Annotated in this window: 19 protein-coding genes, 5 tRNA genes and 1 pseudogene; 5 read left to right on the top strand and 20 right to left on the bottom strand. The window is 57.6% G+C overall.

The features are described from left to right. Nucleotides 1-21: 21 nt before the first annotated feature. The 8 genes from C8273_RS04335 to motA form a co-directional block, all read right to left on the bottom strand. Nucleotides 22-1,617, bottom strand: a complete 1,596-nt coding sequence (locus C8273_RS04335) for an NAD(P)/FAD-dependent oxidoreductase (RefSeq protein WP_106626543.1) — start codon at nt 1,615-1,617, stop codon at nt 22-24. After that, a complete protein-coding gene (locus C8273_RS04330) occupies nt 1,614-2,546 on the bottom strand; it encodes a CdaR family protein (RefSeq protein ID WP_106626542.1) in 933 nt (310 codons plus the stop codon). The genes C8273_RS04335 and C8273_RS04330 overlap by 4 nt, the downstream gene beginning before the upstream one ends. Further along, nucleotides 2,543-3,382, bottom strand: a complete 840-nt coding sequence (gene cdaA / locus C8273_RS04325; RefSeq protein ID WP_106626541.1) for a diadenylate cyclase CdaA — start codon at nt 3,380-3,382, stop codon at nt 2,543-2,545. Before cdaA ends, C8273_RS04330 begins: the two co-directional genes overlap by 4 nt. Nucleotides 3,383-3,599: 217 nt before the next feature. Next, nucleotides 3,600-4,625 (bottom strand): branched-chain amino acid aminotransferase, encoded by a 1,026-nt coding sequence (locus tag C8273_RS04320; protein WP_106626540.1) that lies wholly within the window; start codon nt 4,623-4,625, stop codon nt 3,600-3,602. Between the two features lie 60 nt (nt 4,626-4,685). Continuing rightward, the gene (locus C8273_RS04315) at nt 4,686-6,230 is read right to left on the bottom strand and encodes an NAD(P)H-hydrate dehydratase (RefSeq protein WP_106626539.1); all 1,545 of its coding nucleotides are present in this window, start codon (nt 6,228-6,230) and stop codon (nt 4,686-4,688) included. Then, on the bottom strand, nt 6,227-6,604 hold the full coding sequence (gene acpS / locus C8273_RS04310) for a holo-ACP synthase (protein WP_106626538.1): 378 nt from the start codon (nt 6,602-6,604) through the stop codon (nt 6,227-6,229). The genes C8273_RS04315 and acpS overlap by 4 nt, the downstream gene beginning before the upstream one ends. 81 nt (nt 6,605-6,685) lie before the next feature. Further along, nucleotides 6,686-7,609, bottom strand: a complete 924-nt coding sequence (locus C8273_RS04305; RefSeq protein ID WP_106626537.1) for a flagellar motor protein MotB — start codon at nt 7,607-7,609, stop codon at nt 6,686-6,688. A gap of 1 nt (nt 7,610) precedes the next feature. Next, the gene (motA, locus tag C8273_RS04300; RefSeq protein ID WP_106626835.1) at nt 7,611-8,402 is read right to left on the bottom strand and encodes a flagellar motor stator protein MotA; all 792 of its coding nucleotides are present in this window, start codon (nt 8,400-8,402) and stop codon (nt 7,611-7,613) included. Between the two features lie 228 nt (nt 8,403-8,630). On the opposite strand from motA, the gene C8273_RS04295 reads away from it, so the two are divergent. Beyond that, nucleotides 8,631-9,527 (top strand): LysR family transcriptional regulator, encoded by an 897-nt coding sequence (locus tag C8273_RS04295; RefSeq protein ID WP_106626536.1) that lies wholly within the window; start codon nt 8,631-8,633, stop codon nt 9,525-9,527. A gap of 49 nt (nt 9,528-9,576) precedes the next feature. Here C8273_RS04295 and C8273_RS04290 read toward each other — a convergent pair whose 3' ends face one another. After that, the gene (locus C8273_RS04290) at nt 9,577-10,920 is read right to left on the bottom strand and encodes an anaerobic C4-dicarboxylate transporter (RefSeq protein WP_106626535.1); all 1,344 of its coding nucleotides are present in this window, start codon (nt 10,918-10,920) and stop codon (nt 9,577-9,579) included. 161 nt (nt 10,921-11,081) lie between these two features. On the opposite strand from C8273_RS04290, the pseudogene C8273_RS13050 reads away from it, so the two are divergent. Next, nucleotides 11,082-11,201, top strand: a pseudogene (locus C8273_RS13050) (secretion protein HlyD); the annotation flags it as partial. Nucleotides 11,202-11,206: 5 nt separating this feature from the next. Here C8273_RS13050 and C8273_RS04280 read toward each other — a convergent pair. The 6 genes from C8273_RS04280 to C8273_RS04255 all read right to left on the bottom strand — a co-directional run bounded on the left by C8273_RS04280 (nt 11,207) and on the right by C8273_RS04255 (nt 18,466). After that, a complete protein-coding gene (locus tag C8273_RS04280; RefSeq protein ID WP_106626533.1) occupies nt 11,207-12,019 on the bottom strand; it encodes a class I SAM-dependent methyltransferase in 813 nt (270 codons plus the stop codon). Next, a complete protein-coding gene (mutL, locus tag C8273_RS04275; protein ID WP_106626532.1) occupies nt 12,019-13,917 on the bottom strand; it encodes a DNA mismatch repair endonuclease MutL in 1,899 nt (632 codons plus the stop codon). The genes C8273_RS04280 and mutL overlap by 1 nt, the downstream gene beginning before the upstream one ends. Then, complete coding sequence (gene mutS / locus C8273_RS04270) at nt 13,914-16,505, bottom strand: DNA mismatch repair protein MutS (protein ID WP_106626531.1); 2,592 nt, start codon at nt 16,503-16,505, stop codon at nt 13,914-13,916. The genes mutL and mutS overlap by 4 nt, the downstream gene beginning before the upstream one ends. Before the next feature lie 419 nt (nt 16,506-16,924). After that, complete coding sequence (gene miaB / locus C8273_RS04265) at nt 16,925-18,238, bottom strand: tRNA (N6-isopentenyl adenosine(37)-C2)-methylthiotransferase MiaB (RefSeq protein ID WP_106626530.1); 1,314 nt, start codon at nt 18,236-18,238, stop codon at nt 16,925-16,927. 73 nt (nt 18,239-18,311) lie between these two features. Next, nucleotides 18,312-18,385 (bottom strand) — tRNA-Cys (locus C8273_RS04260). A gap of 6 nt (nt 18,386-18,391) precedes the next feature. Next, nucleotides 18,392-18,466 (bottom strand) — tRNA-Gly (locus C8273_RS04255). 178 nt (nt 18,467-18,644) lie between these two features. On the opposite strand from C8273_RS04255, the gene brnQ reads away from it, so the two are divergent. Further along, nucleotides 18,645-20,045, top strand: coding sequence for a branched-chain amino acid transport system II carrier protein (gene brnQ, locus C8273_RS04250; protein WP_199820995.1), 1,401 nt, complete (start codon nt 18,645-18,647; stop codon nt 20,043-20,045). 47 nt (nt 20,046-20,092) lie between these two features. On the opposite strand, the gene C8273_RS04245 is transcribed toward brnQ, so the two are convergent. The 5 genes from C8273_RS04245 to codY all read right to left on the bottom strand — a co-directional run bounded on the left by C8273_RS04245 (nt 20,093) and on the right by codY (nt 21,984). Next, nucleotides 20,093-20,704 carry a DedA family protein gene (locus tag C8273_RS04245; RefSeq protein WP_106626529.1) on the bottom strand — a complete coding sequence of 204 codons (612 nt, stop codon included), beginning with the start codon at nt 20,702-20,704 and terminating at the stop codon, nt 20,093-20,095. An 82-nt stretch (nt 20,705-20,786) separates the two neighbouring features. Continuing rightward, nucleotides 20,787-20,862 (bottom strand) — tRNA-Phe (locus C8273_RS04240). Between the two features lie 11 nt (nt 20,863-20,873). Next, nucleotides 20,874-20,950 (bottom strand) — tRNA-Asp (locus C8273_RS04235). Between the two features lie 6 nt (nt 20,951-20,956). Then, nucleotides 20,957-21,031 (bottom strand) — tRNA-Glu (locus tag C8273_RS04230). 122 nt (nt 21,032-21,153) lie between these two features. Beyond that, a complete protein-coding gene (gene codY / locus C8273_RS04225) occupies nt 21,154-21,984 on the bottom strand; it encodes a GTP-sensing pleiotropic transcriptional regulator CodY (RefSeq protein WP_106626528.1) in 831 nt (276 codons plus the stop codon). 290 nt (nt 21,985-22,274) lie between these two features. Here codY and rpmB point away from each other — a divergent pair, with 290 nt between their 5' ends. Beyond that, entirely contained in the window at nt 22,275-22,466 is a 192-nt protein-coding gene (rpmB, locus tag C8273_RS04220; protein ID WP_006307492.1) for a 50S ribosomal protein L28, read from the top strand. Between the two features lie 69 nt (nt 22,467-22,535). Continuing rightward, nucleotides 22,536-23,084 carry a beta-class carbonic anhydrase gene (locus C8273_RS04215; RefSeq protein WP_106626527.1) on the top strand — a complete coding sequence of 183 codons (549 nt, stop codon included), beginning with the start codon at nt 22,536-22,538 and terminating at the stop codon, nt 23,082-23,084. Nucleotides 23,085-23,230 lie beyond the last annotated feature (146 nt).

The raw sequence follows: 23,230 nt of genomic DNA, 5'->3' as shown, positions 1-23,230 counted from the left end.
GATCTATTTGATCTCTATAATCTACTGTATCTTATGCAAAAATGCAAGTGCCGCTTTCAGCCCGTCGAGTGCGGCACTCATGATACCGCCCGCATAGCCTGCGCCTTCGCCGATTGGATACAAGCCGGCAGCGGAGACGGACTCCATCGTCGCCGCATCGCGCACGATCCGGCAAGGCGCAGACGAACGCGACTCCACGCCCGTCAGCGGCACATCCGCCGCGCCAAAGCCCGGCACACGTTCCTCCCAGAACGTCAGCGCGCGTGCAAGTGACGCCGTACACGCCTCCGGCAGCACGCCGCACAGATCTGCGGCACGCACGCCCGGTGCATACGTCGGCATGACGAGAAAATCGCGCGTGCCCGTCCGCCCCGCAAGAAAGTCCCCGACCGACTGCACAGGCGCACGGTAGTCGCCGCCGCCCGCACAAAAGGCGCGTTCTTCAAGCTGCCGCTGAAAGGCGATCCCGCCAAGGACCCCCGCCCCCCAATCCGAGGGGGTAACCTGCACGAGCAGCGCACTGTTCGCCACGCCGGAGTTCCGGCGATAGTTGCTCATCCCGTTCGTCACAAGCCGCCCCTCCTCCGACGCCGCCGCGACCACCATGCCGCCGGGGCACATACAGAACGAATAGACGCCGCGCCCGCCCGCTGCATCGCGGTACGTCATCGCATAGTCCGCAGCGGGGAGCTGCGGGCTGCCCGCCGCCGCTTTGTACTGCATCTGATCAATGAATCCCTGCGGATGCTCGATGCGCACACCAACGGCAAACGCCTTCGACTCCATCGCAACTCCTGCCTCATGCAGCAGCGTATATGTATCGCGCGCGGAGTGACCGATCCCAAGAAAGACCGCCTCCGCCGGAATCCGCTCCGCATCATTGACCCGCAGTGCCGCAAGTGCACCCGCACGCAGCTCCACATCCGTCACCTGCGCACCAAAGCGCACCTCTGCGCCCATGCGTATGAGATCCATGCGCAGGTTCTTCACCACGGTGCGCAGGATGTCCGTCCCAATGTGAGGCTTCTGCAAATAGCGGATTTCCTCCGGCGCACCTGCGCGGATAAATGCCTCGATGATCTCCCGCATGCGCGGATCATTGCTGCGTGCCGTCAGCTTACCGTCCGAAAACGTCCCCGCACCACCCTCGCCGAATTGCACATTCGACGCAGGATCGAGCACCCCCGTCTGCCAAAAACGCGCCACATCAGCCGTACGTCTGTCCACGTCCTGCCCGCGTTCGAGCACAAGCGGTGCAAGCCCCGTACGCGCAAGCACCCATGCAGCAAAGATCCCCGCAGGACCAAAGCCCACGACAACGGGACGGAATACACCTGCGCCCACGTGCGGGATTGTCAACGGCTCATCGGCGGACGCGGACATGACCTCGCTGTCCCGCCGAAAGCGCATGAGTACACTGCGCTCATTCTCCACCGCAACATCCAGCATATAGACCCATGTGATCGGAGCCCCTCTTCTGCGCCGCGCATCCAGAGCCTTATGAACAACAAACACCCCATGCACAGCACAGGGTGATGTCTTAAGCCGCTCCGCTGCGTACGCTTCGAGCGGGCGCGCGGCGTCATACGGAACGCGCAGATTTTTTACGCGAATCATGGCATTGCTCCAACTTTAATCTCCACTGTTACATTCGGATTTGTCACCGTGACTCCCGGAGGCAGCTGCAGCAGTACCTGATGCTGCTCGGTGCCCTGCACCTTGGCAAGAGAGAACTCCTCCGTCTGGATCTGCGTGATCTTGCTGATCACATCCTCCGTCCCTGCAATCTCAATGCGTGCGGGCTCCACCGTGATTCCCTCCAGCTTCAGATTGGGAGGAAGGTCACTTTTCGCCTTCGCCTCGACCTCGACCACCTTACGCGTAAGCCCGCGTGCAAGCTTGATTGCAACCTCCGTAGATGCGGGCACGAGCGTAACCCCCGCAACCTCCCGCCCCTCACTGTTCAGCGGAAAAAGGGGAACCGTCGCCGTATAGTCAGCAGACTGTCCACTCAGGTTGATATGACCGACAATATGTGCGACTTGATCCACAAGGCTGCGAGGTCCCGCAGCCGTTGCCGCCGTATCGGTCTGGCTGATCTTGTCCACCGTAAAGCCCGCAGCGGGCGATCCTCCGACGGTCAGCTCGGCTTTAAACGTTTTTTGAATGAGGCGGTCAAGCGTCACGTTAATTTTATCCGGCGTGATGCTGACGAGTTCAAAGCCATAAGGGATGGACGGCTCGACCGTATATGCCTTTTCTCCCTCGATGAAGTCGGCGAGATTCATGCGTGCATGAAAGTCACTGCGACCCGCCGCGACAAAGAGAGAGCGCGGCCCGCGCACACGAATCGTCACCGTATCTGCAGCGGCATTCATCTGATACCCCTCCGGCGCATTCTCGATGGTCACCGGAACGGTATAGCTGCCGTCAATCGCAGGGTTCTGATCGTTCATCACATAGAGCCAGAGGACAACCGCCACGATGAGTGCGGCAATCTTTGCCGGCAGATTGTGCTGCACGATGCTCCGAAGCCTTGTCATCATTTCTTCCTCCAGCTCCGAACAAATTCCCAAATCGACGAGCGTGCGTTATATGCAAATGCGGGCGAGAGAATATGTGTCAGCTGATCCCCATCCAGATGACGGTGAATCCGCCCGTTTTCGGCAATGGAGATCGTCCCCGTCTCCTCGCTCACCACAACGACGAGCGCGTCGCACTGCTCCGAAAGACCGATTGCTGCACGGTGACGTGTCCCAAGCTCTGTCGAGAGGGTACGGTTCTCCGTCAGCGGCAGAAGGCAGCCTGCAGCGATCAGGCGCTTGCCGCGAATCACCGCCGCACCATCGTGCAGCGGTGTATTGGGGATGAATACGTTCATGAGAAAATCCGATGTGATGAGTCCGTCGATCTGTATGCCCGTCGCACTGATGTCATTCAGCCCCATATCACGCTCAATGACAAGCAGTGCGCCAATTTTGTTGGCCGAGAGAATCTTCACCGCACTGCGGATCTCACGGATTGTACTCTGTGCCTCCTCGTCGTCCAAGAGCCCACTCGCACGGAAAAAACGCCCCTGACCAAGGTGCTCCAGCGCACGCCGCAGCTCCGGCTGAAAGACAATGGGCAGTGCAACAAAGAGCAGCGTCACGGACTTCTGCAAGAGCCATGAAATCACATGCAGCTCAAAGTAGCTTGTCACTACCGTCACGCCGAGCAGAACAAGGATTCCCTTTGCAAGCGTAATGGCACGCGTATCTTCAAGCATGACATAGACACGATAGAGAATGAACGCCACGATCAGAATATCGAGAATATCCAGCAGTGTAATGGTCGACAGAATGCCGCGAAACTGTGTCGGCATCGTAAAATCAAGCGGCATAAGAACCCCCAAAGAAACGCGTCCTTCGTATCTCCCAAATCCATCTTTGCGGAAAATCTGCGCCGCAAGGACGGGCAGAATGATATACTACAGTATCATTTTCTCGCTGAACCCCAAAAATCCTTGTGACCTGCTCCATTCTTTCAAAAAAATTTCGTCCTCCGACGAAAGGATTTTAAGTACATCAAAACCCTTTCGCAAAGAGGACGAAATCGTATCAGCAAATCTTGCGAATCCAGCCTTCGGGGGCTTCAACCGTGCCGAGCTGAATGCCGCGCAGCGTATCGTACAGCTTCTGCAGAACGGGTCCCATGTGCTCCATGCCGCTCGGCAGGGCGATCACCTTGTCCCCGTGCGTCACGGAGCCTACGGGAGAAATCACGGCTGCCGTCCCACAGAGTCCCGCCTCTGCAAAGTCTGCGAGTTCCGCAAATGCCACAGGGCGCTCTTCCACCTTCATGCCGAGAATGTGCTCCGCGATGAAAACGAGTGAGCGGCGCGTGATCGACGGCAGAATCGACCCCGACTTCGGCGTCACCACCGTACCGTCCTTCGTCACAAAGAGGAAGTTGGCACCGCCGGTCTCCTCAACGTATGTGCGTGTCGCCGCATCAAGGAACATATTCTCATCGTAGCCTGCCGCATGTGCTGCCATGTAGGCATGCAGACTCATCGCATAGTTCAGCCCCGCCTTGATGTGCCCCGTGCCGTGTGGTGCTGCACGGTCAAATGCGCTCACGCAGAGGCGCACGGGCTTTGCACCGTCCTTGAAGTACGGACCGACCGGCGTTGCAAAGAGACGGAACTGATACGCATCCGCCGGCTTTACGCCGATGACCTCGCCCGTCGCGAAGATCAACGGGCGCAGATAAAGAGAAGCATCCGAGCCGTACGGCGGAACATAGTCACGGTTCGCCGTGACCACCGCATCCACCGCCTCCAGGAAACGCTCCTGCGGGAACGACGGCATCTCAAGATACGCCGCCGAGTGATACATACGCTCCGCATTGAGATCAGGCCGAAACGTCACGATATGCCCGTCCACCGTTTCGTATGCCTTCAGCCCCTCAAAGACCTCCTGACAGTAGTGCAGAATCCCAGCACACTCACTGATCTCGACCGTCGCATTGGGGGTAAGACCACCCTCGCCCCACGCGCCGTTCGCATAATTCGCCACATAGCGCTGCGGCAGCGTACGATAGGCAAATCCCAAATTTCCCCAATCAATCTCTGCTCTTGCCATATAATATGCCCTCTTTCCTACCGAATGTACGTCCTATCATAGTACTGCAGAGAAGTCTTGTCAACCGAGTTCCTTCAATGCCTCGGGCAAAAGCTTCAGAATATCGCCCGCCACGAGCCCGTTCCCATTCTGCGCGTAAGCGAGATCGCCTGCGCGTCCATGTGCATAGACGCCCACGATTGGTGTCATGCCGCTCTCCATCTGGCGCATGAGTCCGACGATCGTGCCCGCGAGTACATCGCCTGCCCCTGCCGTCGCCATCCCCGCATTGCCAACCGTTGTAAAGAACGCATCTCCGTCGGGATAGACGACAATCGTGCACGCACTCTTAAGGGCAAAGACCGCCTGATGTTCGCGTGCCGCATCACGCGCAGTATGCAGAAGATCCTCCTGCACCGCCTCCACATCCTTGCCCAAAAGACAGGCGAACTCGCCAAGATGCGGTGTCAGGATCGGCACCTGCGGCAGATCGCGCAGCGCATCGAGATGATTTTGGAACGCAGCGATCGCATCCGCGTCCATGACAAGAGGTGCCTTCACACCGGCGGCAAAGAGGCGGACGAACTCGCCCGTCTGCACCGTGCGCCCGATCCCCGGGCCGATCAGCACGGCATCTGCTTTTTCTGCAAGCGCAAGCGCAGTCTCAAGCGACTTGGCTCCGCCGAAGCAGCCCGCCCCCTCATCCGGTACGGGAACGACCATCACCTCGGTCAGCTTTGCCGCGAGAACCGGATAGAGCTTCTCGGGCACGCCAAGCGTCACAACCCCCGCCCCGATTCTGAGTGCGGCCTCAGCCGCAAGTGCTGCCGCGCCCGTCATGCCAAGCGAACCCGCAAGCACGAGAATGCGCCCGCAGCTGCCCTTATGCACATCACGACGACGCATCGGCAGGAGCTTTGCCGCAGACTCCCGCGTTATGAGGGACTGGCGCAGCTCCTCTCCCGCAAGGAGATCATGCGGGATGCCGATATCGTCGACGAGCAGCTCCCCCGTCGCATTCGCGCCCTGCCCGAGGAGGTGCCCCACCTTGGGCAGTCCGAGTGCCAGCGTCCGATTCGCGTGCACGGCGAGAGAGGCGACCCGTCCCGTATCCGCCTCCACACCGCTTGGAATGTCAATCGCCATCACAGGCTTGCCTGCCGTGTTGATCTCCTCGACCAGCCGCAGAACAGGTTTCCTCAGCTCCCCATGCGCACCGGTTCCAAGAACGCCGTCCACAATGGCATCTGCAAAGCGGAGGGAAACGCGCAGACGATCCCAGTCGCGGTCACTCACAAGGAGGCGAATCTCCACGCCCATGGCGCGCAGGGCATCGTGCATCGCGCGTGCAGCTGCCCCGAGACGCTCCGCCTCACCCGTGAAGAAGAGTTTTACGCGCGCCCCCATATTCATGAGATGCCGTGCCGCAGCAAAGGCATCTCCACCATTGTTGCCGCCGCCGGCAAAGACAACAAACACCTTGTCCTCCGCTCCGCCGATCATTGCCGCAGCCTCTTCCGCCGTCCGCCGCCCTGCATTCTCCATCAGGGCGAGCGCAGGAAGCCCGTAAGTCTCTGCGACACTCGCATCAATGCGCCGCATATCCTCTGCAAACGATATTTTCATCGCTGTCCCTCCAAAACACAATACGCTGTCGCATAGGCACGCTCATGACTGAGCGTAATCCACACCCGCTGAACGCCCATCTCAGCCGCTCGCTTGGCAAAATATCCGCTTAAATACACATGAGGTGCGCCAAGCGCATCCGGCAGGATCTCCACGTCGCGCAGTGTTCCGTCGCGCAGCCCCGTGCCAAACGCCTTGAGTACGGCCTCCTTGCCTGCAAAACGTGCGGCAAGGCTCGCTGCCATGCCCTTGCCGCGTGTCTGCGCATAACTGCGCTCCGCCGCCGTGTAGACACGCGTCAAAAATCGTTCATTCTCGATGGCGCGCGCCACACGCGGAATACGAACAATGTCACAGCCGATGCCAAGAATCATGATGCCTCCTGCCCGCTGACAGAAAAAGGAGCCATTGCGCCCGCAATAGCCCCTTTCAAAATTCCTTGTTGATTCATACGCTCAGTGCTGCAGCGGCGACGGCACAAGTCCCGGTGTGTTCGGTGCCGGGCGCTGTTCTGCGCCCATGATCTCCGACGTTCCCGCCCCAGCTTTCGTTCCTGTCGCTGTCGGCATCGCCGTCGACGGCGCATTTGCACTCGTCTTCACCTGACCGTCGGAGGCGCTGATCGAATCCTCCTGACTGAAGCGCATGCTGCGCGCAATAAACACCTCAACGCGGCGATTCTGTGCACGTCCCTCCTCTGTATCATTCGATGCAATCGGGCGATACTCGCTGTAGCCAAGCGCACTGAACCGCGCTGGATTCAATGAGGGCTGCACCCCCATCAGTCCGCGCATAAGGCTCACAGCACGCGCAGAGCTCAGTTCCCAGTTCGACGGGAACTGCGCGGTCGAGATCGGTACATTATCCGTATGTCCGGAGATCGTGACCCGCTCGGGCAGCGATGAGAGGAGCGCCGCGATCACGGGTACAATCTGGTTTGCCTGCCCCTGCAGTGCCGCAGAGCCGGAGGCAAAGAGCGCTTTCTCCTTCAGCCGGATCATCAGTCCCTCCTCGGAGAGTTCTGTGCTCACCTGATCCTGCAGATTATTTTCCTTGATGTACTGCTCCAATTTCTCCTGCGCCTCACGCAGATTTTCATTTTCCTGCATATAGGCGCTGTTCGCATTGTCCTGCCCCTGCGTCGTCGCAGAGGTCATTGACGTGGATGGTCCCATGCCGGAGAAGAACGACGGTCCGCCCATGTTGAACGCCGCTGTAAACGCCTGCGCGAGCGCCTGCATCTTCGAGGCATCCGTCTGCGACATCGCAAACAGCGCGATAAAGAGGGCGAGGAGCAGGGTCATCAGATCGGAGTAGGGCAGGAGCCAAGCCTCGCCCGCTTCCTCCTCATGCGGCTTCGCATGTTTTTTACGCGCCATATCAGCCCTCTCCCTTCAGTGCCTCACGCTCTGTCTGCGGGATGAAGACCATGAGTTTCGCCTCAATCGCCGTCGGAGAGTCGCCCGCCTGCAGAGAGAGAATCCCCTCGATAATCATGCGCTTCTGACTGACTTCCTGTTCTGACATAATCTTCAGCTTGTTTGCGAACGGCATCCAGAGAACGTATCCCGTGAAGATACCCAGAATCGTCGCAACGAATGCAGCTGCGATGGAGTGACCGAGTTTGTCGATATCGTTCAGGTTGCCCAGAGCCGCGATCAGACCGACAACCGCGCCCAGAACGCCCAGCGTCGGCGCGTATGTACCTGCCTGTGTAAACATCGAACGCCCCTCAGCATGACGCTCCTGCATGATCGCAAGTTCGGCGTCCAAGACATCACCTACGAAGTCTGGATCCATGCCATCGATCACCATTCCGAGTCCCGTGCGGAAGAACGGATCCTGAATCTCCTGCGCCTTGCTCTCGAGCGCGAGAATCCCCTCTCGACGCGCGATCTGCGACAGTTCAATGAACTGTTGGACAAGCTGCCCCTTTTCCTGCAGCTGCGGAACTTTGCACGTCTTCTTGATCAGATTGACAAAGTTCCCAAGCTGCTCCATGCGGAACCCAATGAAGAGGCACGAGAACGTACCGCCAATGATGATTAGGAACGCAGCCGGATTATTGAGCGCCGTCAGCGGCGCACCCTTCAGGATCATACCAACAAAGATCGAGATAACCCCCATGATAAGCCCGATAACCGTTGATTTTTCCAAAACAAAAGCCCCCATTCCATTTCTCTCGAACGATGAACGCACATTCGCCTGATCCATCAGACACACGTCTACATCTTCTTATATTATTCCATAACACACCGAAAAATCCTACCTAGTTTTAAAAAAAACTCTCTAAAAGTGACGAAAAATTTTTCAATAAATTTATATTATCCTATCATACATTCATCGAAAATATGATATAATAGAGGGCGTATAAAAAAAACTTATTTGGAGGATGGTCACATGGAACTACGGCAGTTGGAATATTTCCAGATGGCGAGCCGCCTGAAGAACATCACGCGCGCCGCCGAACGCCTCCGCGTCTCTCAACCGAACATCACCGTCGCAATCAAGAAACTCGAAGGAGAACTTGGCATCCAGCTTTTTGACCGCAGTCAAAAACAGCTCTCTCTGACCCCCGAGGGCGCAGTCTTCCTCGGACGCGTCGAGGTGGCACTGCGCAACATACAGGATGCCGTACTCGAGGTCAACGACTACAAGCAGCTGCAGAAGGGCACCATCAAGATCGGAATCCCACCAATGATGGGCGCCTATCTCTTTCCAAAAATCTTCTCAAGCTTCCAGCGTCGCTACTCCCATCTCGACGTCTACCTGCACGAGGAGGGATCCGTTGCCATACGTGAACAGTTGGAACGCGATGAGCTGGACTTCGGCATCATCATCATTCCGGACTCCTCGCCAAACCTTCAGCTGCTCCCCATGTCGCGCAGCCAAGTTGTCTGCTGCGTCCCCGCCGGCAGCAGCCTCGCTGCACGAAAGGCGATCACGCTGCAGGACATTGAGGATCACAACCTCATCATGCTCAAAGAGGGCTCCTTCCTTCGTCAGACCATGCTGCAAAACATGAAGATGGCGGGCTTTACGCCGAACATTGTGCTGGAGTCCAATCAGGTCGTCACCATCATGGGGCTCGTCGCAAGCGGCGTTGGAAACGCATTCCTGCTTGACATGATCGTTCGCGACACACCGGGCATAAAAGCAATACCGCTTGCCACGCCCGTATTTGTCGATGTCGGTCTCGCATGGAAGCGCGACCGCTACATCTCACGTGCCGCGCAGTCCTTCATCGAGTTCAGCAAGGACATCCTCAGCCACCAGCCCGATCATACCATACTGTAACAGGAACACAAAAGCCTCCCCCGCGCGGGGAGGCTTTTCGATTGTATTTTCAGAAGATCAGATGTGCGACCACATAGCCGACGCAGCAGCCCGAGCCGACACCGATCAGCCCCGGGATCATGAACGAGTGGTTCAGGATGTACTTGCCGATGCGCGTCGTGCCCGAGCGGTCAAAGCCGATGCACGCCAGATCGGACGGATAAGTCGGCAGGAAGAAATAGCCGTAGCACGCAGAGATGAACGAGAGGACAAGGATCGGATCCATTCCCACGTTGATCGCCATCGGTACGACAATCGCAATCGCCGCGCCCTGCGAATTCACGAGCTTCGATGTGAGGAATGCGAGAAGGGCATACGCCCACGGATAGCTCTGTACGGCAGAGCCAAGGAATTCCTTGAGAAACCCCATGTGGTTCATGAAGTAGGTGTCCGCCATCCACGCAACGCCATAGACCGAGACGAGCGCGACCACGCCCGAGCGGAACACCTGCGAGTTGCCGACATCCTTCGCCTTGACCTTGCAGGAGAGAAGAATCGTCGCACCCACGAGCAGCATCACCATCTGAATGACAACGACCATTGAAATCGCCTTTGGATCCGCATCCGGCTTCGGCGGAAACTTCGGCAGCAGCTCCGGGAAGTTGCCGAGCAGCGCGATGGCAATGATGCCCGCAAAGAAGATGAACATGGCGCGATAGTACTCCGTTGGAAGTTCCTTCTCCATGAGGCTTTCCGACTCGCCATAGACATACTTCTTGTTCTCGGGGTCGCGGATAAACTCCTGGAAACGCTCATCCTGTTCGAGATCCTTGCCGCGGCGGTAGCTCCAGAGTGCCGCGAAGAAAACGCCGAGTCCCGTCGCAGGAATCGAAACCGAGAGCACCTGGAACACGGAGAACTCATGCCCTGAGGCAGAGAGGAATGCAACCATCGAGACGACGGCGACCGAAACCGGCGAGGCACAGATCCCCATCTGCGAGGCAACGGACGAAACCGCCATCGGACGCTCGGGGCGGATGCCCTGCTTGATCGCAATGTCGTAGATGATCGGGAACATGGTGTAGACGACGTGCCCCGTGCCGCAGAGCACCGTGAGGAACCACGTCGTGAGCGGCGCGAGAATCGTAACGTGTTTCGGATTGTTGCGCAGGAACTTCTCCGCATACTTGAGCATGACCGTAAGTCCGCCCGAGGTCTGCAAGAAGCCCGCGCAGGTGACCACCGCCAGAATGATCAGCATGACATCCACAGGCGGCTTGCCCGGCTGATAGCCGAAGACAAACGTGTAGATCACAAGACCGAAGCCACTGATCACGGCGAGCCCAAGTCCACCGTGACGCACACCGACAATCAGACAGACGAGAAGGACGATAAAGCCCAAAATCATTTCCATGGATATAATTCCCCCATTCTACGCAGGATCCCAACCCCACACAGTGAAAACAATACGTGAAGCATTATACAACATGATGTAATTATTAGTAAACCCTTTCACCGATAAATACAGTCTATAGGAATCGCTGATAAAATAGACCCTTAGATTGGCGTAGATTTTTGCGTCCGAACAAGGAGACAAACCGGACGCATAGCAGGGGCTATGTGGAGGATTCTAGGGCACAGTGCGGGCAAAAAAGATGCGCTAAGATGGCGCGGCTGAATTTATCAGTGCTTCCTATATATTATCCTCCGGGTTCCATCACACCGTACGCGATGCGGCTGTAGCGCCCGCCCGTGATCTCTGTGAATCCGAGGCGGGCAAATTCTGCGCTCTCCCGCCGCTCCTTCATGACGACGCGGCAGCGGGCAACGCGCCGCGCCTCAGCAATCGTCTCCTCCGTAAGCGCACGCGGATCGGCAAGGCCGCGCAGGGCATTCATCCCTGCGCTCTCATGCAGCGGACGGCGAAACATCGGATCGAAGTAGACGACATCATAGCTGTCCTCTGCCGCCGTACGCAGGAAAGTAAGTGCGTCCGCGTGATGCACTTGAATGCGGCGCATGGCGGCGTGCATCTCATAGTTATCGCCCAAGGCGTGTGCAAGTCCGTCCGCAATGACTGCCGCGATGAGCGCATTCGACTCCAGCGCCGTGACGCGCCCCGATTCCCCAACGGCAAAGCTCTCAACGATGGCGTCCGCGCCCGTGCCAAGCGTGCAGTCGAGAACGTGCAGCCCCTCGGCAAGACCAAGTGCACGCACAAGGTGATCGCCATGCCCAAGCAGCAGGTTTTTGATACGCAGATGTGCCATCCCGGGGTGAAAGAACAGCTCGCCCTCTGCCGTTACGAGCGTGAGGAGTCCTTGCCGCGCAACAAGCACGGCATCCACATCATACGTCGAGCGCAGCTCTTCGAGCGAATCATTCCCGCGTGGGACATTCAGGATGCCAAGAGACTTTGCCGTGCGCGCCGCAAGCGCTCGGTTCGCCTCTGTGTACCGCTGTCCGCGCCGCACCGTGGTAACGATAGCATGGAGTTTCGTATTGCCCGCCATCAGAGACCAAACCCCGTGCGCTTGAACATCTTTGCAAGGTCGTGCGTACCGAAGCGCAAAATCGTCGGGCGCCCGTGCGGACAGGTGAATGGGAACGGCGTACGGCGCAGCTCCTCAAGCAGGATCTCCATCTGCCGCACACTCAGTTCCTCGCCCGCCTTGATCGCGGCGCGGCACGCCATGGTCGCAATGCCCGCCTGCCGGAGGTTCGCAGGGGTTGCGGCATGCAGGTCGCCGAGAGAAACTAGGATCTCGCGAATGGTGTCCTCCGCCTCATCCAGCGGAACGTCAGCAGGAGCCTCGGTGAGGCGGTATTCGCGCGCACCCGCCGGTTCAAGATGAAAGCCGAGACGGTCGAACAGTGCCGCATTCTCCTCAATGTACTGCGCCTCGCGCGCGTCAAAGGAGAGAATCGCATGGACGAGCATCTGCTGCGACGGAATGCCGTCCGCCTGTGCGGAGAACCGGTCAAAGAGGATGCGCTCGTGCGCCGCGTGCTGGTCGACGATGTAGAGACTCTGTGCGCTCTGGGCAATGATGTAGGTGAGATCAACCTGCCCGATGGGGAGGAGTTTTTCCTCCATCTCCGCGCCCTGCTCCGCACTTGGCGGTGCAGCGGCAGGAGCATTCTGCGCGGCAAACGCCGCTCTCTCCTCGTCACGGGCAGCGGCAATACGATCCTGCGCCACACGCAGGTCGACGCGCTGTCCGCGCCACTGCACCGCCTCGTGGACGGTCTGTGGACGGACGGGCGGCATGGCGTAGTTGTTTGTGCGTGCGTTCGCGGCGCTTGCGCCCGCGCTCTGCGGAGCGTATGGCGCCCCTGCACCGACGCTCAGGGGTACGGCTTCGCAGTGAAATTTCGGCTTTTCAACCGATGCCGCAATCGCCGCCGTCTCCCCCGCCGCACCGCGAATCGCGTCGAGCACGGCCTTATAGACCGCCTTGAAGATGCGCCCCTCATCCTCGAACTTCATCTCCGTTTTCTGCGGATGCACATTCACATCAATCGTCCGCTGCGGGACCTCTATGCAGAGAACCGCGAGGGGGAAGCCCATCTTCGGCACGAGCGCACGGTAAACGTTGTCAATCGCCTTTGCAATCGCACGATTTTGAATCGTACGCCCATTGACGATATAGGTCTGCCATGCGCGGCTGCTGCGGATCATGGACGGCTTCGAGATGTAGCCCGTGATGCGAATCTCCGCCTCCTCATCGTGGAAGTCGAGGGGAATCAGCGCACCCGCCGTATCGCCGCCGTAGATGCTCTCGATGGTGCGGCGCAGACTGTCATCGCCCGCCGTCATGATGGTGAGTCGGTTGTTGTTGATGAAGCGGAATGCGATATCGGGACGCGAAAGTGCGAGGCGAATCACATAGTCGCTGATTCTCCCCGCCTCGGTCGTATTCGTCTTGAGGAATTTCTTGCGCGCCGGCGTATTGAAAAAAAGATCCTCAACGCGCACGGTCGTCCCGATCTCACAGCCCGCCTCCTCAACTGCGGGAGGCTTTCCGCCGAGGATATCCACACGCGTACCGAGATCGTCCGTTGCTTTTCGCGTGAGGAGAGAAAAGCGCGAGACGGAGGCGATGGTCGGCAGCGCTTCCCCGCGAAAGCCGAGCGTTGCAACAGTCTGAAGGTCGGACACGGATGTAATCTTACTTGTCGCGTGGCGCAGGATCGCCGCCCCTGCGTCCGCGCGCGTCATGCCGCGCCCGTTATCTGTGACGCGGATAAAACTGACCCCGCCCCCCATAATTTCAATTTCAATCGCCGATGCCCCCGCATCCATCGCGTTCTCAACCAGCTCCTTCACGACGGAGGCGGGGCGCTCGACGACCTCCCCCGCCGCAATCTTGTTGATGGTAGCATCATCCAGCACGTGAATCTGCGTCATGTTTCTCCTGCCTCCTTCCGTGCCTGCTCCTGCAGGCGATAGAGTGTATTCATCGCCTCAAGCGGCGTCATCGTCATCACGTCGAGCGTACGCAGCTCGGCAAGCGTCCCGTCCGCAAAGAGGGAGGTCATTCCGTCTGCGGACTTTGTTTCCTGACTTGCCAGGATGGGCGCTGCACCTTCGCTCTGCGCCTCTTTTTGTTCCAGCGCGTGCAGGATCTCCTCCGCGCGCTCCGTCACCTTCGGCGGGAGTCCCGCGAGCCGCGCAACATGGATCCCGTAGGACTTGTCCGCCGCCCCCGCAACGATGCGGCGCAGGAATACGACATTCTTCCCCTTTTCGCGCACGGCAATGCAGTAGTTGCGGATGTGCTCATTCTCCATGTCCGTCAGCTCGTGGTAATGCGTTGCAAACAGCGTCTTTGCATGAATGCGCTGGTCAATGTGCTCCACCACGGCGCGCGCAATGCTCATGCCGTCAAACGTGCTCGTCCCGCGCCCGATCTCATCGAGAATCACAAGGCTGTCACGCGTTGCCTCGCGCAGGATCTGCGCGACCTCGTTCATCTCCACCATGAACGTACTCTGCCCACTCACGAGATCATCGCTCGCGCCGATGCGCGTAAAGATACGGTCGACGGGTGCGATCTGTGCCGCGCGCGCAGGGACAAAGCTGCCAACCTGCGCCATCAGCGTGAGGAGTGCGACCTGCCGCATATAGGTGGACTTGCCCGCCATATTCGGTCCCGTAATCAGCATCGTTTCCGTGCCGCCGTGGCTCAGGTCGGTATCATTCGGAACAAACATCTCGCGCTCTAAGATGCGTTCCACCAGAGGATGCCGCCCATCGCGGATCAGGATCACTCCACCGTCCGCCACTGTCGGACGCACGTAACGATACGATGCCGCCGCCTCGGCGAGGCTCTGCAGCACATCGACACGGGCGATCGCACGCGCAACATTCTGGATGGGGACAAGCTGCGCCCGCACCTGCTCGCGCAGCTCCGTAAAGATGTGGTACTCAAGTGCGGTGATCTTCTCCTCTGCTCCGAGGATCTTCGCCTCGAAGTCCTTCAGCTCCTCCGTGATGAACCGCTCCGTATTTGCAAGCGTCTGCTTGCGGATGTAGTCAGCGGGAACCTGATCCCTCCCACTGTGGCGCACCTCAATATAATACCCAAACACCTTGTTGTAGCCGATCTTGAGCGTCTTGATGCCCGTACGCGCGCGCTCGCGCTCCTCCATCTCCTGCAGGAGCGATTTGCTGTCACGGGAAAAGGCATGCAGCTCATCGAGTGCCGTGTCGTAGCCCGTGCGGATGATGCCGCCGTCGCGCACGGACAGCCCCGGCTCGTCCACAATCGCGCGTTCCAAGATATCGCGCAGATCGTCAAAGGTCTGGATTCCTGCGTGCACGCGCATGAGGAGATTGCTCTTTGCCGTGCCGAGGTTGTCGCGTACGGCAGGGAGTGCGGCGAGCGAGACACGGAGGGCGACGAGGTCGCGCGCATTTGCCGTTTGCGTTTCAATGCGCGTCAAAAGGCGCTCGAAGTCATAGATCGAACGCAGCTGTTCGCGCAGGGAAGTGCGCAGCGAGGACTGCTCAACCAGCTCCGCCACGGCATCGAGACGCGCGTCGATGCGATGTGGCACGAGCAGCGGATGCTCAAGCCACGATTTCAGGAGGCGCGTCCCCATCGGCGTGCGCGTGAAATCGAGCACATCGAAGAGCGTATTTTTCTTGCCGCCGTCACGCAGGCTGCGCGTGATCTCGAGATTGCGGAGCGTGTAGGTGTCGAGCTGCATCGTGTCCGCCGCATCGAGAAACGAGAGGCGGTTGATCTGTGAGAGATCCGTCCGAACCGTGTCGTGAAGATAGCGCAGGAGTGTCGCAACCGCCATGCGTGCGCCCGCACCTGTCGGAATCTCCGCAGCAGGAAAATGCTGCACGAGGAGTTCATCATCTGTCTGTGGCGCAACCGCCTCGATGGCGCAGTGCGGGAGGCGCTGCACGGCAAAGGCACGCACATCATCCGCGAGGGAGAATCCCTCCGTCATAAGGAGCTCTGCCACCATGCGGCGGTAGAGCTCGTCAAGCATCTGCTGTGCGGCGCTCTCGCCCGCATAGGAAGCATAGAAGGACTCACCCGTCGAGATGTCCGCGCCAGCAAGGACAAAAGTTCCATCCTCTTTTTCATGAAGAAGTGCAATATAGTTATTTGCAGCGTCGCGCAGCACCTCATCCGAGAGCGTTGTGCCGGGCGTCACAACCTTGACTACCTCACGATGCGTCAATCCCTTTGCCTTCGGATCGCCGATCTGCTCGGCAATCGCCACCTTGAACCCCTTTGCGACAAGACGCGCGATGTAGCTGTCCGCTGCGTGATAGGGCACACCACACATGGGGCTTTTGTCGAGGTCGCCGCTGCGGCTTGTAAGCGTCAGACCAAGCTCCTTTGCGGCGACTTTGGCATCCTCAAAGAACATCTCATAGAAGTCGCCGAGACGGAAGAAGAGCAGTTCGTTCGGATGCGCCGCCTTCGCGGAGAGATACTGCTGCATCATCGGCGTGACGTTCTGCGCGTCCATAACAAACCTCCTAAATCATGTGATAAAAACAAAAGATAGCAGCGCATTGCTCAAAGCGCCCCCACCGTCACGCTGACGCGTGCCACCTCCCCCGCTGCGGCAGGGGGGGCTTTGTGAGTGCGGTGTATACATGATGTGAAGCCCTGAGCGAACCCTAGTGAAGCAAGTGAGAAAATACTGACCTGTCCAAGAAGCAAGCCCGTAGGGCGTAGCTGATTGGGAAACAGGTCGTATGGGAAAACGTCCCAAGAACACGAGCGTTAGCGATGTGTGATTGGTTGACGTTGACCGCTCTCGCGTTTCGCCCCCTGCGAATTTTATTCGTTCAAGCGAAGCGCGTTTGGAATTCGCAGGTATTTAGGCGAACAAGTGTGCGATCACTTGCGGAACGAGGTGTTCGCGTGGGGCTCACATCGTAATCAATGAACGATCTCGCCCTTCAGCACCCATGTCTGCGGCTGCGTGATCTTCACCTGCACAAAGTCGCCCTCCTGCTCGCTCCCATGCGGGAAGAGCACAATCTTGTTCGTGCGCGTGCGCCCGCTCCAAACAGTCGGGTCGTTCTTGCTCGCGCCCTCGACCATGACCTCGACCTCCGCGCCGAGCAGACGGTCATTGATCGCGCGGCTGATCGCGTTCTGCTCCTCCATGAGTGCATTGAGCCGCGCATGCTTCACCTCATCCTCCACCTGATCTGCCATTGTCGCGGCAGGCGTTCCCGAACGCTTCGAGTAGAGGAAAGTATATGCCGAGTCGTAGCGCATCTCGCGCAGAAACGCGAGCATCTCGGCAAAGTCCTCGTCTGTCTCCCCCGGAAACCCTACAATGAGATCGGTCGTCAGGCTCGCGTCCGGCAGTGCTTCACGCACGCGCTGCGCACGCTCACGGTACTGCTCCACCGTATAGACGCGGTTCATCGCCTTCAAAATGCGGTTGCTGCCGTACTGCACCGGAAGATGGATGTGCTCGCAGATGTGTTCACCATGCTTGATCGTATCAATCAGCTTGTCGCTGATGTCCTTCGGGTGCGAGGTCATAAAGCGCACGCGGCGGATTCCCTCGACCTCGTCCACCATGCGCAGGAGGTCGGCAAAATCCGCCTGCCTGTGATCCTTGCCGTAGGAGTTCACGTTCTGTCCGAGGAGCGTCACCTCACGGTAGCCCTCCGCGACAGCACGGCGCACCTCCGCGACGACCTCCTCCGGTGCGCGGCTGCGCTCACGTCCGCGCACGTAGGGCACAATGCAGTAAGTGCAGTAGTTGTTACAACCGTACATGATCGGCACCCACGCGGAGAACTTTCCACCGCGTGCGACAGGCAGGTTCTCCGCGATCTCACTGTCCGAGAGCGTCACGTCCACGACAGGCGAATGCTCCGCCGCAATCTCGGCAACGATGCGCGTAAGCTCCTGCACCTTCCCCGTGCCGAGCACAAAGTCGATGTGCGGCGCACGGCGCATGAGGTTATCCCCCTCCTTCTGCGCCATGCAGCCCGCGATGCCGAAGATCAGCTTCGGATTCTTCTCCTTGAGCTTCTTGATCTCGCCGATCTTCCCATAGACCTTGTCCTCTGCCGTCTCACGCACGCAGCACGTATTGATGAGAATGATGTCGGCATCCGCCGTCTCCTCCGTCCGCGCATAGCCCGCCGCCTGCAGCTGACCCTCCATGCGCTCCGCGTCGGCGATGTTCATCTGACAGCCGTAGACAAGTATCTTGTAACGTCCCCGCATTCGTTTCCTCTCATTTTACACAGACACATAGTAAAAAAGTCTGGAAGAAATCCTTCCAGACCGCATTTCATATTGGAGGCGACACCCAGAATCGAACTGGGGATAAAGGTTTTGCAGACCTCGGCCTTACCACTTGGCTATGTCGCCGAAAGATGGAGCGGAAAACGAGGCTCGAACTCGCGACCCCCACCTTGGCAAGGTGGTGCTCTACCACTGAGCTACTTCCGCATAATATCTTCCTGCGCCGTTCACACGACACTTTAACAGTATATCCATAACTCCATCTTCTGTCAAGCAAAATTTCCCCGGCAGAGAAAAATCTGACGGATCATTTTATCAACGCTTCCCAAGAATTTTCCCGCAGCACCCACTGAACCGTTTGACAGAAACGATTTATTCTGCAATAATGAAGGATATTGTATTTTCATTGTTATTCTGTGTAACAATTTTGGAGGGAACTGCCATAAACTCATTGAAAAAGAAAGACCTGCTGACGCTCGGCTTTATGATGTTCTCCATCTACTTCGGCGCCGGCAATCTCATCTTCCCAACCGCGCTCGGACAGGCGGCAGGCGAGCACACGCTCCTTGCAATGCTCGGCTTTATGACGACGGGCATCGGGCTTCCGCTGCTCGGGATTACGGCAATCGCACTTGCGGGCGGCGAGTATGTGCCTCTCCTACGCAGTAAAACATGGCCGCTCTTTGCAACGGTGCTGCTCGTGATCCTCTATCTCATCATCGGGCCGCTGTTTGCGATGCCGCGCACGGGAGCCGTTTCGTTTGAGATTGGGATTCGCCCCTTCCTCGCAGAGGACAATCTCGCGGTTGGTCAGCTCATCTACACGGCACTCTTCTTCGGTGCGTCCTACTATCTCGCACGGAACCCGAACAAGATCATTGACCGCGTGGGCAAGATGCTGACACCCGCACTTCTCATTGTGCTTGCCATTCTCTTTGTGCAGGCATTTCACGCGCCGCTCGGTGTGGTGCTTGAGCCGACGGGCAATTACATTGCGGCACCGTTCGCACAGGGCTTTCAGGACGGCTATCAAACGATGGATCTGCTCGCCTCCATCGCCATTGGCGCACTCGTAGCAAATGCGGTGCGTCTGCGCGGCATTACGGACACCCATGCGATTGGTGCTGCATGCCTCATCTCGGGGCTGATTACGGTAACGCTGATGGCGGTAGTCTACGGCTCGCTCGCATATATCGGCGCGACAAGTGCATCGGTGCTCAGTCACCCGGAGAACGGCGGCCAGATTCTATCGGGGGCGGTCAGCATCTTCTTCGGCTCTGCGGGCAATCTCCTGCTCGCCGTGATCATCGCGCTTGCATGCCTGACAACCTGCTGCGGCATCACATCGAGCGCAGCGATGTTCTTCAACAAGCTGCTGAAAGGCCGCATCTCATACGAGCGCCTGCTGCTCTTTTCGATTCTCTTTAGCTTTGCCGCCTCAAATATCGGGCTGACACAGATCATTGCGCTTGCGATTCCGTTCCTCGTGACGATCTATCCTCTTGTCATTGTGTTTGTCGTCCTCTCTCTGTTCGACCGCATGATCGGTTGGCGGAGGAGCATCTATCAGGGCGCGATGGCGCTGACGCTCGTGTTCTCTCTGATTGACGGTCTGCACGCAGCGGGTCTAAGCAGTGCTCCAATCCACGCGCTGCTTGTGGAGTATATTCCGTTCTATGCAATCATGATGGGCTGGGTCTGTCCCGCCGTGGTCGGTGCACTCGCCGGGCTTGGCATCTCGCTGTTTCAGGCAGCGCCCGCACCGGTGAAGGAAGTACATACGTAAAAACAGCTGCACGAAGCGATCCACTTCGTGCAGCTGTTTTTTCTCGCTCAGCGCAAATGACGCTTCTTTTTCTTCTTCCACTTGAGATAGAAATAGACGATCGCGATGACAGAACATACGACAAAGATAAGGCTTGCCTCATGCCCGTACTCCATGAGATCCGTCCAATTCTCTCCGAGCATTAGCCCCGCATAGAGAATCATCGCCGTCCACGGGAGAGAGCCTGCGATGGTGTAGGTGAAAAAGCGCTTCTTATCGACGCGTGCAAACCCCGCCGGCAGCGAGATGAACGTGCGTACGACGGGCAGCATACGGCTGAAGAACACCGCCTTGAGTCCATAGCGATCAAACCAATCCTGCGCTGTATCGACATGGGATTTCTTGATGAAAAAATATTTCCCGTATTGATCCACGAACGGGCGCCCGCCGCGTGCGCCGACTTCATAAGCAAAGATGGAGCCAAGAAGTCCGCCGACCATGCCCGCGAGCAGAGCACCCTCGAACGACATGTGTCCCGCAAAGACGAGATAGCCCGCAAAGCCGAGGATCAGCTCGCTCGGGATCGGTATGCAGGCGTTTTCTGCCGCCATGAGCACAGCGACGGCGACATACCCCCACGAGGCAATGAACGAAAGAAAAATCTGAGAGAAATATTCCACGGCAAAAGCTCCTTTGGATCGATGAAATGACTCTACAAAAAAATCCCCAGTGCACTGCTGTACTGGAGATCAAACGACAAGGTGGTGCCTCAGAGCGGAATCGAACCACTGACACGGGGATTTTCAGTCCCCTGCTCTACCAACTGAGCTACCGAGGCAAAAGGAAAAATGGCGACCCGGATGGGACTTGAACCCACGACCTCCGCCGTGACAGGGCGGCATTCTAACCAACTAAACTACCGGGCCGTATATTGGTGACGCGTACGGGATTCGAACCCGTGAAGCCGCCGTGAAAGGGCGGTGTCTTAACCACTTGACCAACGCGCCAAACTCATGAACGGCGGCGGAACACCCGCGGGGGTATCCGCCGCACACTCACGAAGGCAATTATATGAGATTTTGAACCGCTTGTCAACATCTTTTATTTGCGCTATAATATGAGCGCTTTGTCAAAGATTGACACCGCTGCCGAGATTTGCCCACTGGACATCGGCAGCGTATTCCTCAAGTTCCGGCAGCTTCTCCATGAGATAGGAATTCGTGACGCGCACGAACGTCCCCTTCATGCCGAGCGACTTCGACTCGATGACACCTGCGGACTCGAACTTGCGCAGCGCGTTGACAATGACCGAGCGCGTGATCTTCGCCTCGTCGGCGATGCGCGATGCGATAAGTCTTCCCTCGAACTTACCTTGGCTCGCCAGTTCCTGCAGAATTGCATGCGCTGCCTTGCGCTCGGAGTATGAGAGCGTCTCCACGGCAATGCGAACGGCTTCGCGCTGACGCGCCTCGACCTCGCTCTTCTGCGCCGCATCACGCAGCATCTCCATACCAACGACAGTCGCGCCATACTCTGAGAGCAGGAGGTCAGGATCCCCGAACTCTTTCTTGCCGCTTGCCACGACGAGGGTTCCCAGTCTGCGTCGTGGACCGTAGATCGGCGTGATGACGATGTTCTGCTCGCGGAACAGCTCCGCCATCTCCTTTTCGTAGGACGCACCATCCGTATCCACACGGATATTGGCATGCGTCTCCTCCAGTCGATTGAGCCAGTCGACATATTTCCGCGGGAACTGTCCAAGCTCGATCACTTCGTTCATCATGAGGTCATCGTCATCATCAAAAAGGGCATATCCGCAAATTTTTCCGCCCTCATCGGTAATATAGACATTCGCCTCAAGGACATTGCTCAACACGCGCGAGATCCCATCGTACTCAACACTCTCCGAGCGCTGGAGCAGACGATTGATCTGCCGCGTTTTTCCCAGCAATGTAATCATCTGAATCCTCCCCCTTTTCTCAGGCTGTCCGCACAGCCCTGTGAAACAAATAACCACACCCCGTAAAAAACATTTTTCCTTCTATAAACATAATACTACTTTTTTTCCAAATATCAAGAAAAACTTGAATGTTTTTCATCTTTCATTGATAAAATCCTTCTATCTGTTCATAGCTATATGCGATTCTATAGAAAATTTTTCGTAGTGTCTTGCCTAATGGAGGGAATCATAGTATAATAGCACGGTATTGCGCGCAGCTTGAGTGAAGTGCGCGTTGAGGAGGTGTAGCAATGGCAAGTGTATGCGAGGTCTGCGGCAAGGGGCCGATGAGCGGCAACAATGTGAGCCACTCTCATGTAAAGACGAAACGCAAGTGGAAGCCGAATATTCAGCGTGTCCGCGCCCTTGTGAAGGGTGAGGTCAAACACGTCAATGTATGCACGCGCTGCCTGCGTTCCGGCAACGTCGAGCGTGCCGTGTAAGCAAGTGCATAGAGAAAGCCGTCCGGCAGTTCGGGCGGTTTTTTCTATAGATAAGGAAGGGATGATTGAATGGACAAGAATGTAAAAGCGATCCATGCGGCAAATGCACTGTACGTCGAGGAGTTCGGCGACAAGGGGAGCCTGTCGCACCATCCAGCGCGAAATATCGCCATTGTCACCTGTATGGACTGCCGTCTCGATCCCGCGAAATTCGCGGGGCTTGCAAAAGGCGATGCGCACGTGATCCGCAATGCGGGCGGACGTGTCACGGATGATGTCATTCGTTCCCTCCTCATCTCCTACAAGATGCTCGGAACGAGAGAATGGTTCATCATCCAGCACACACACTGCGGAATGATGGGCTTTACAAACGAGGAGGCGCGGGAACTCTTCGCATCGGATGCCCATGTGCATGGGATCGACCCAACGGAGGCGCACTACATCGACTTTATGCCGATCAGTGGTACGCTTGAGGAGAACCTTGTGCGCGACGTACGCCGCCTGCGGACGCACCCGCTCGTTCCCGCTGCCATCGTGATCCACGGCTATGTCTACGACGTACACACAGGCCGCCTCATCGTCGTCGAGGAGGCGGAGAAGGTCGGCGCAGCGAAGTAAGAATAATATGTTGAACCAACACAAACGAGGATACTGCACGTTGCAGTATCCTCGTTTCATTGTCTATATACGAGCCCATCTTAGGGAATCGCTGATAAATTCAGCCACGCCATCTTGACGAACTCCATATAATCAGAGATTCCCTC

This window comes from Candidatus Centipeda massiliensis, assembly GCF_900290285.1.
In the GTDB taxonomy this organism is placed as follows: Bacteria; Bacillota; Negativicutes; order Selenomonadales; family Selenomonadaceae; genus Centipeda; species Centipeda massiliensis.
Note: the sequence above shows the minus strand (reverse complement) of the source record. Positions and strands in the feature narration are given on the sequence as shown.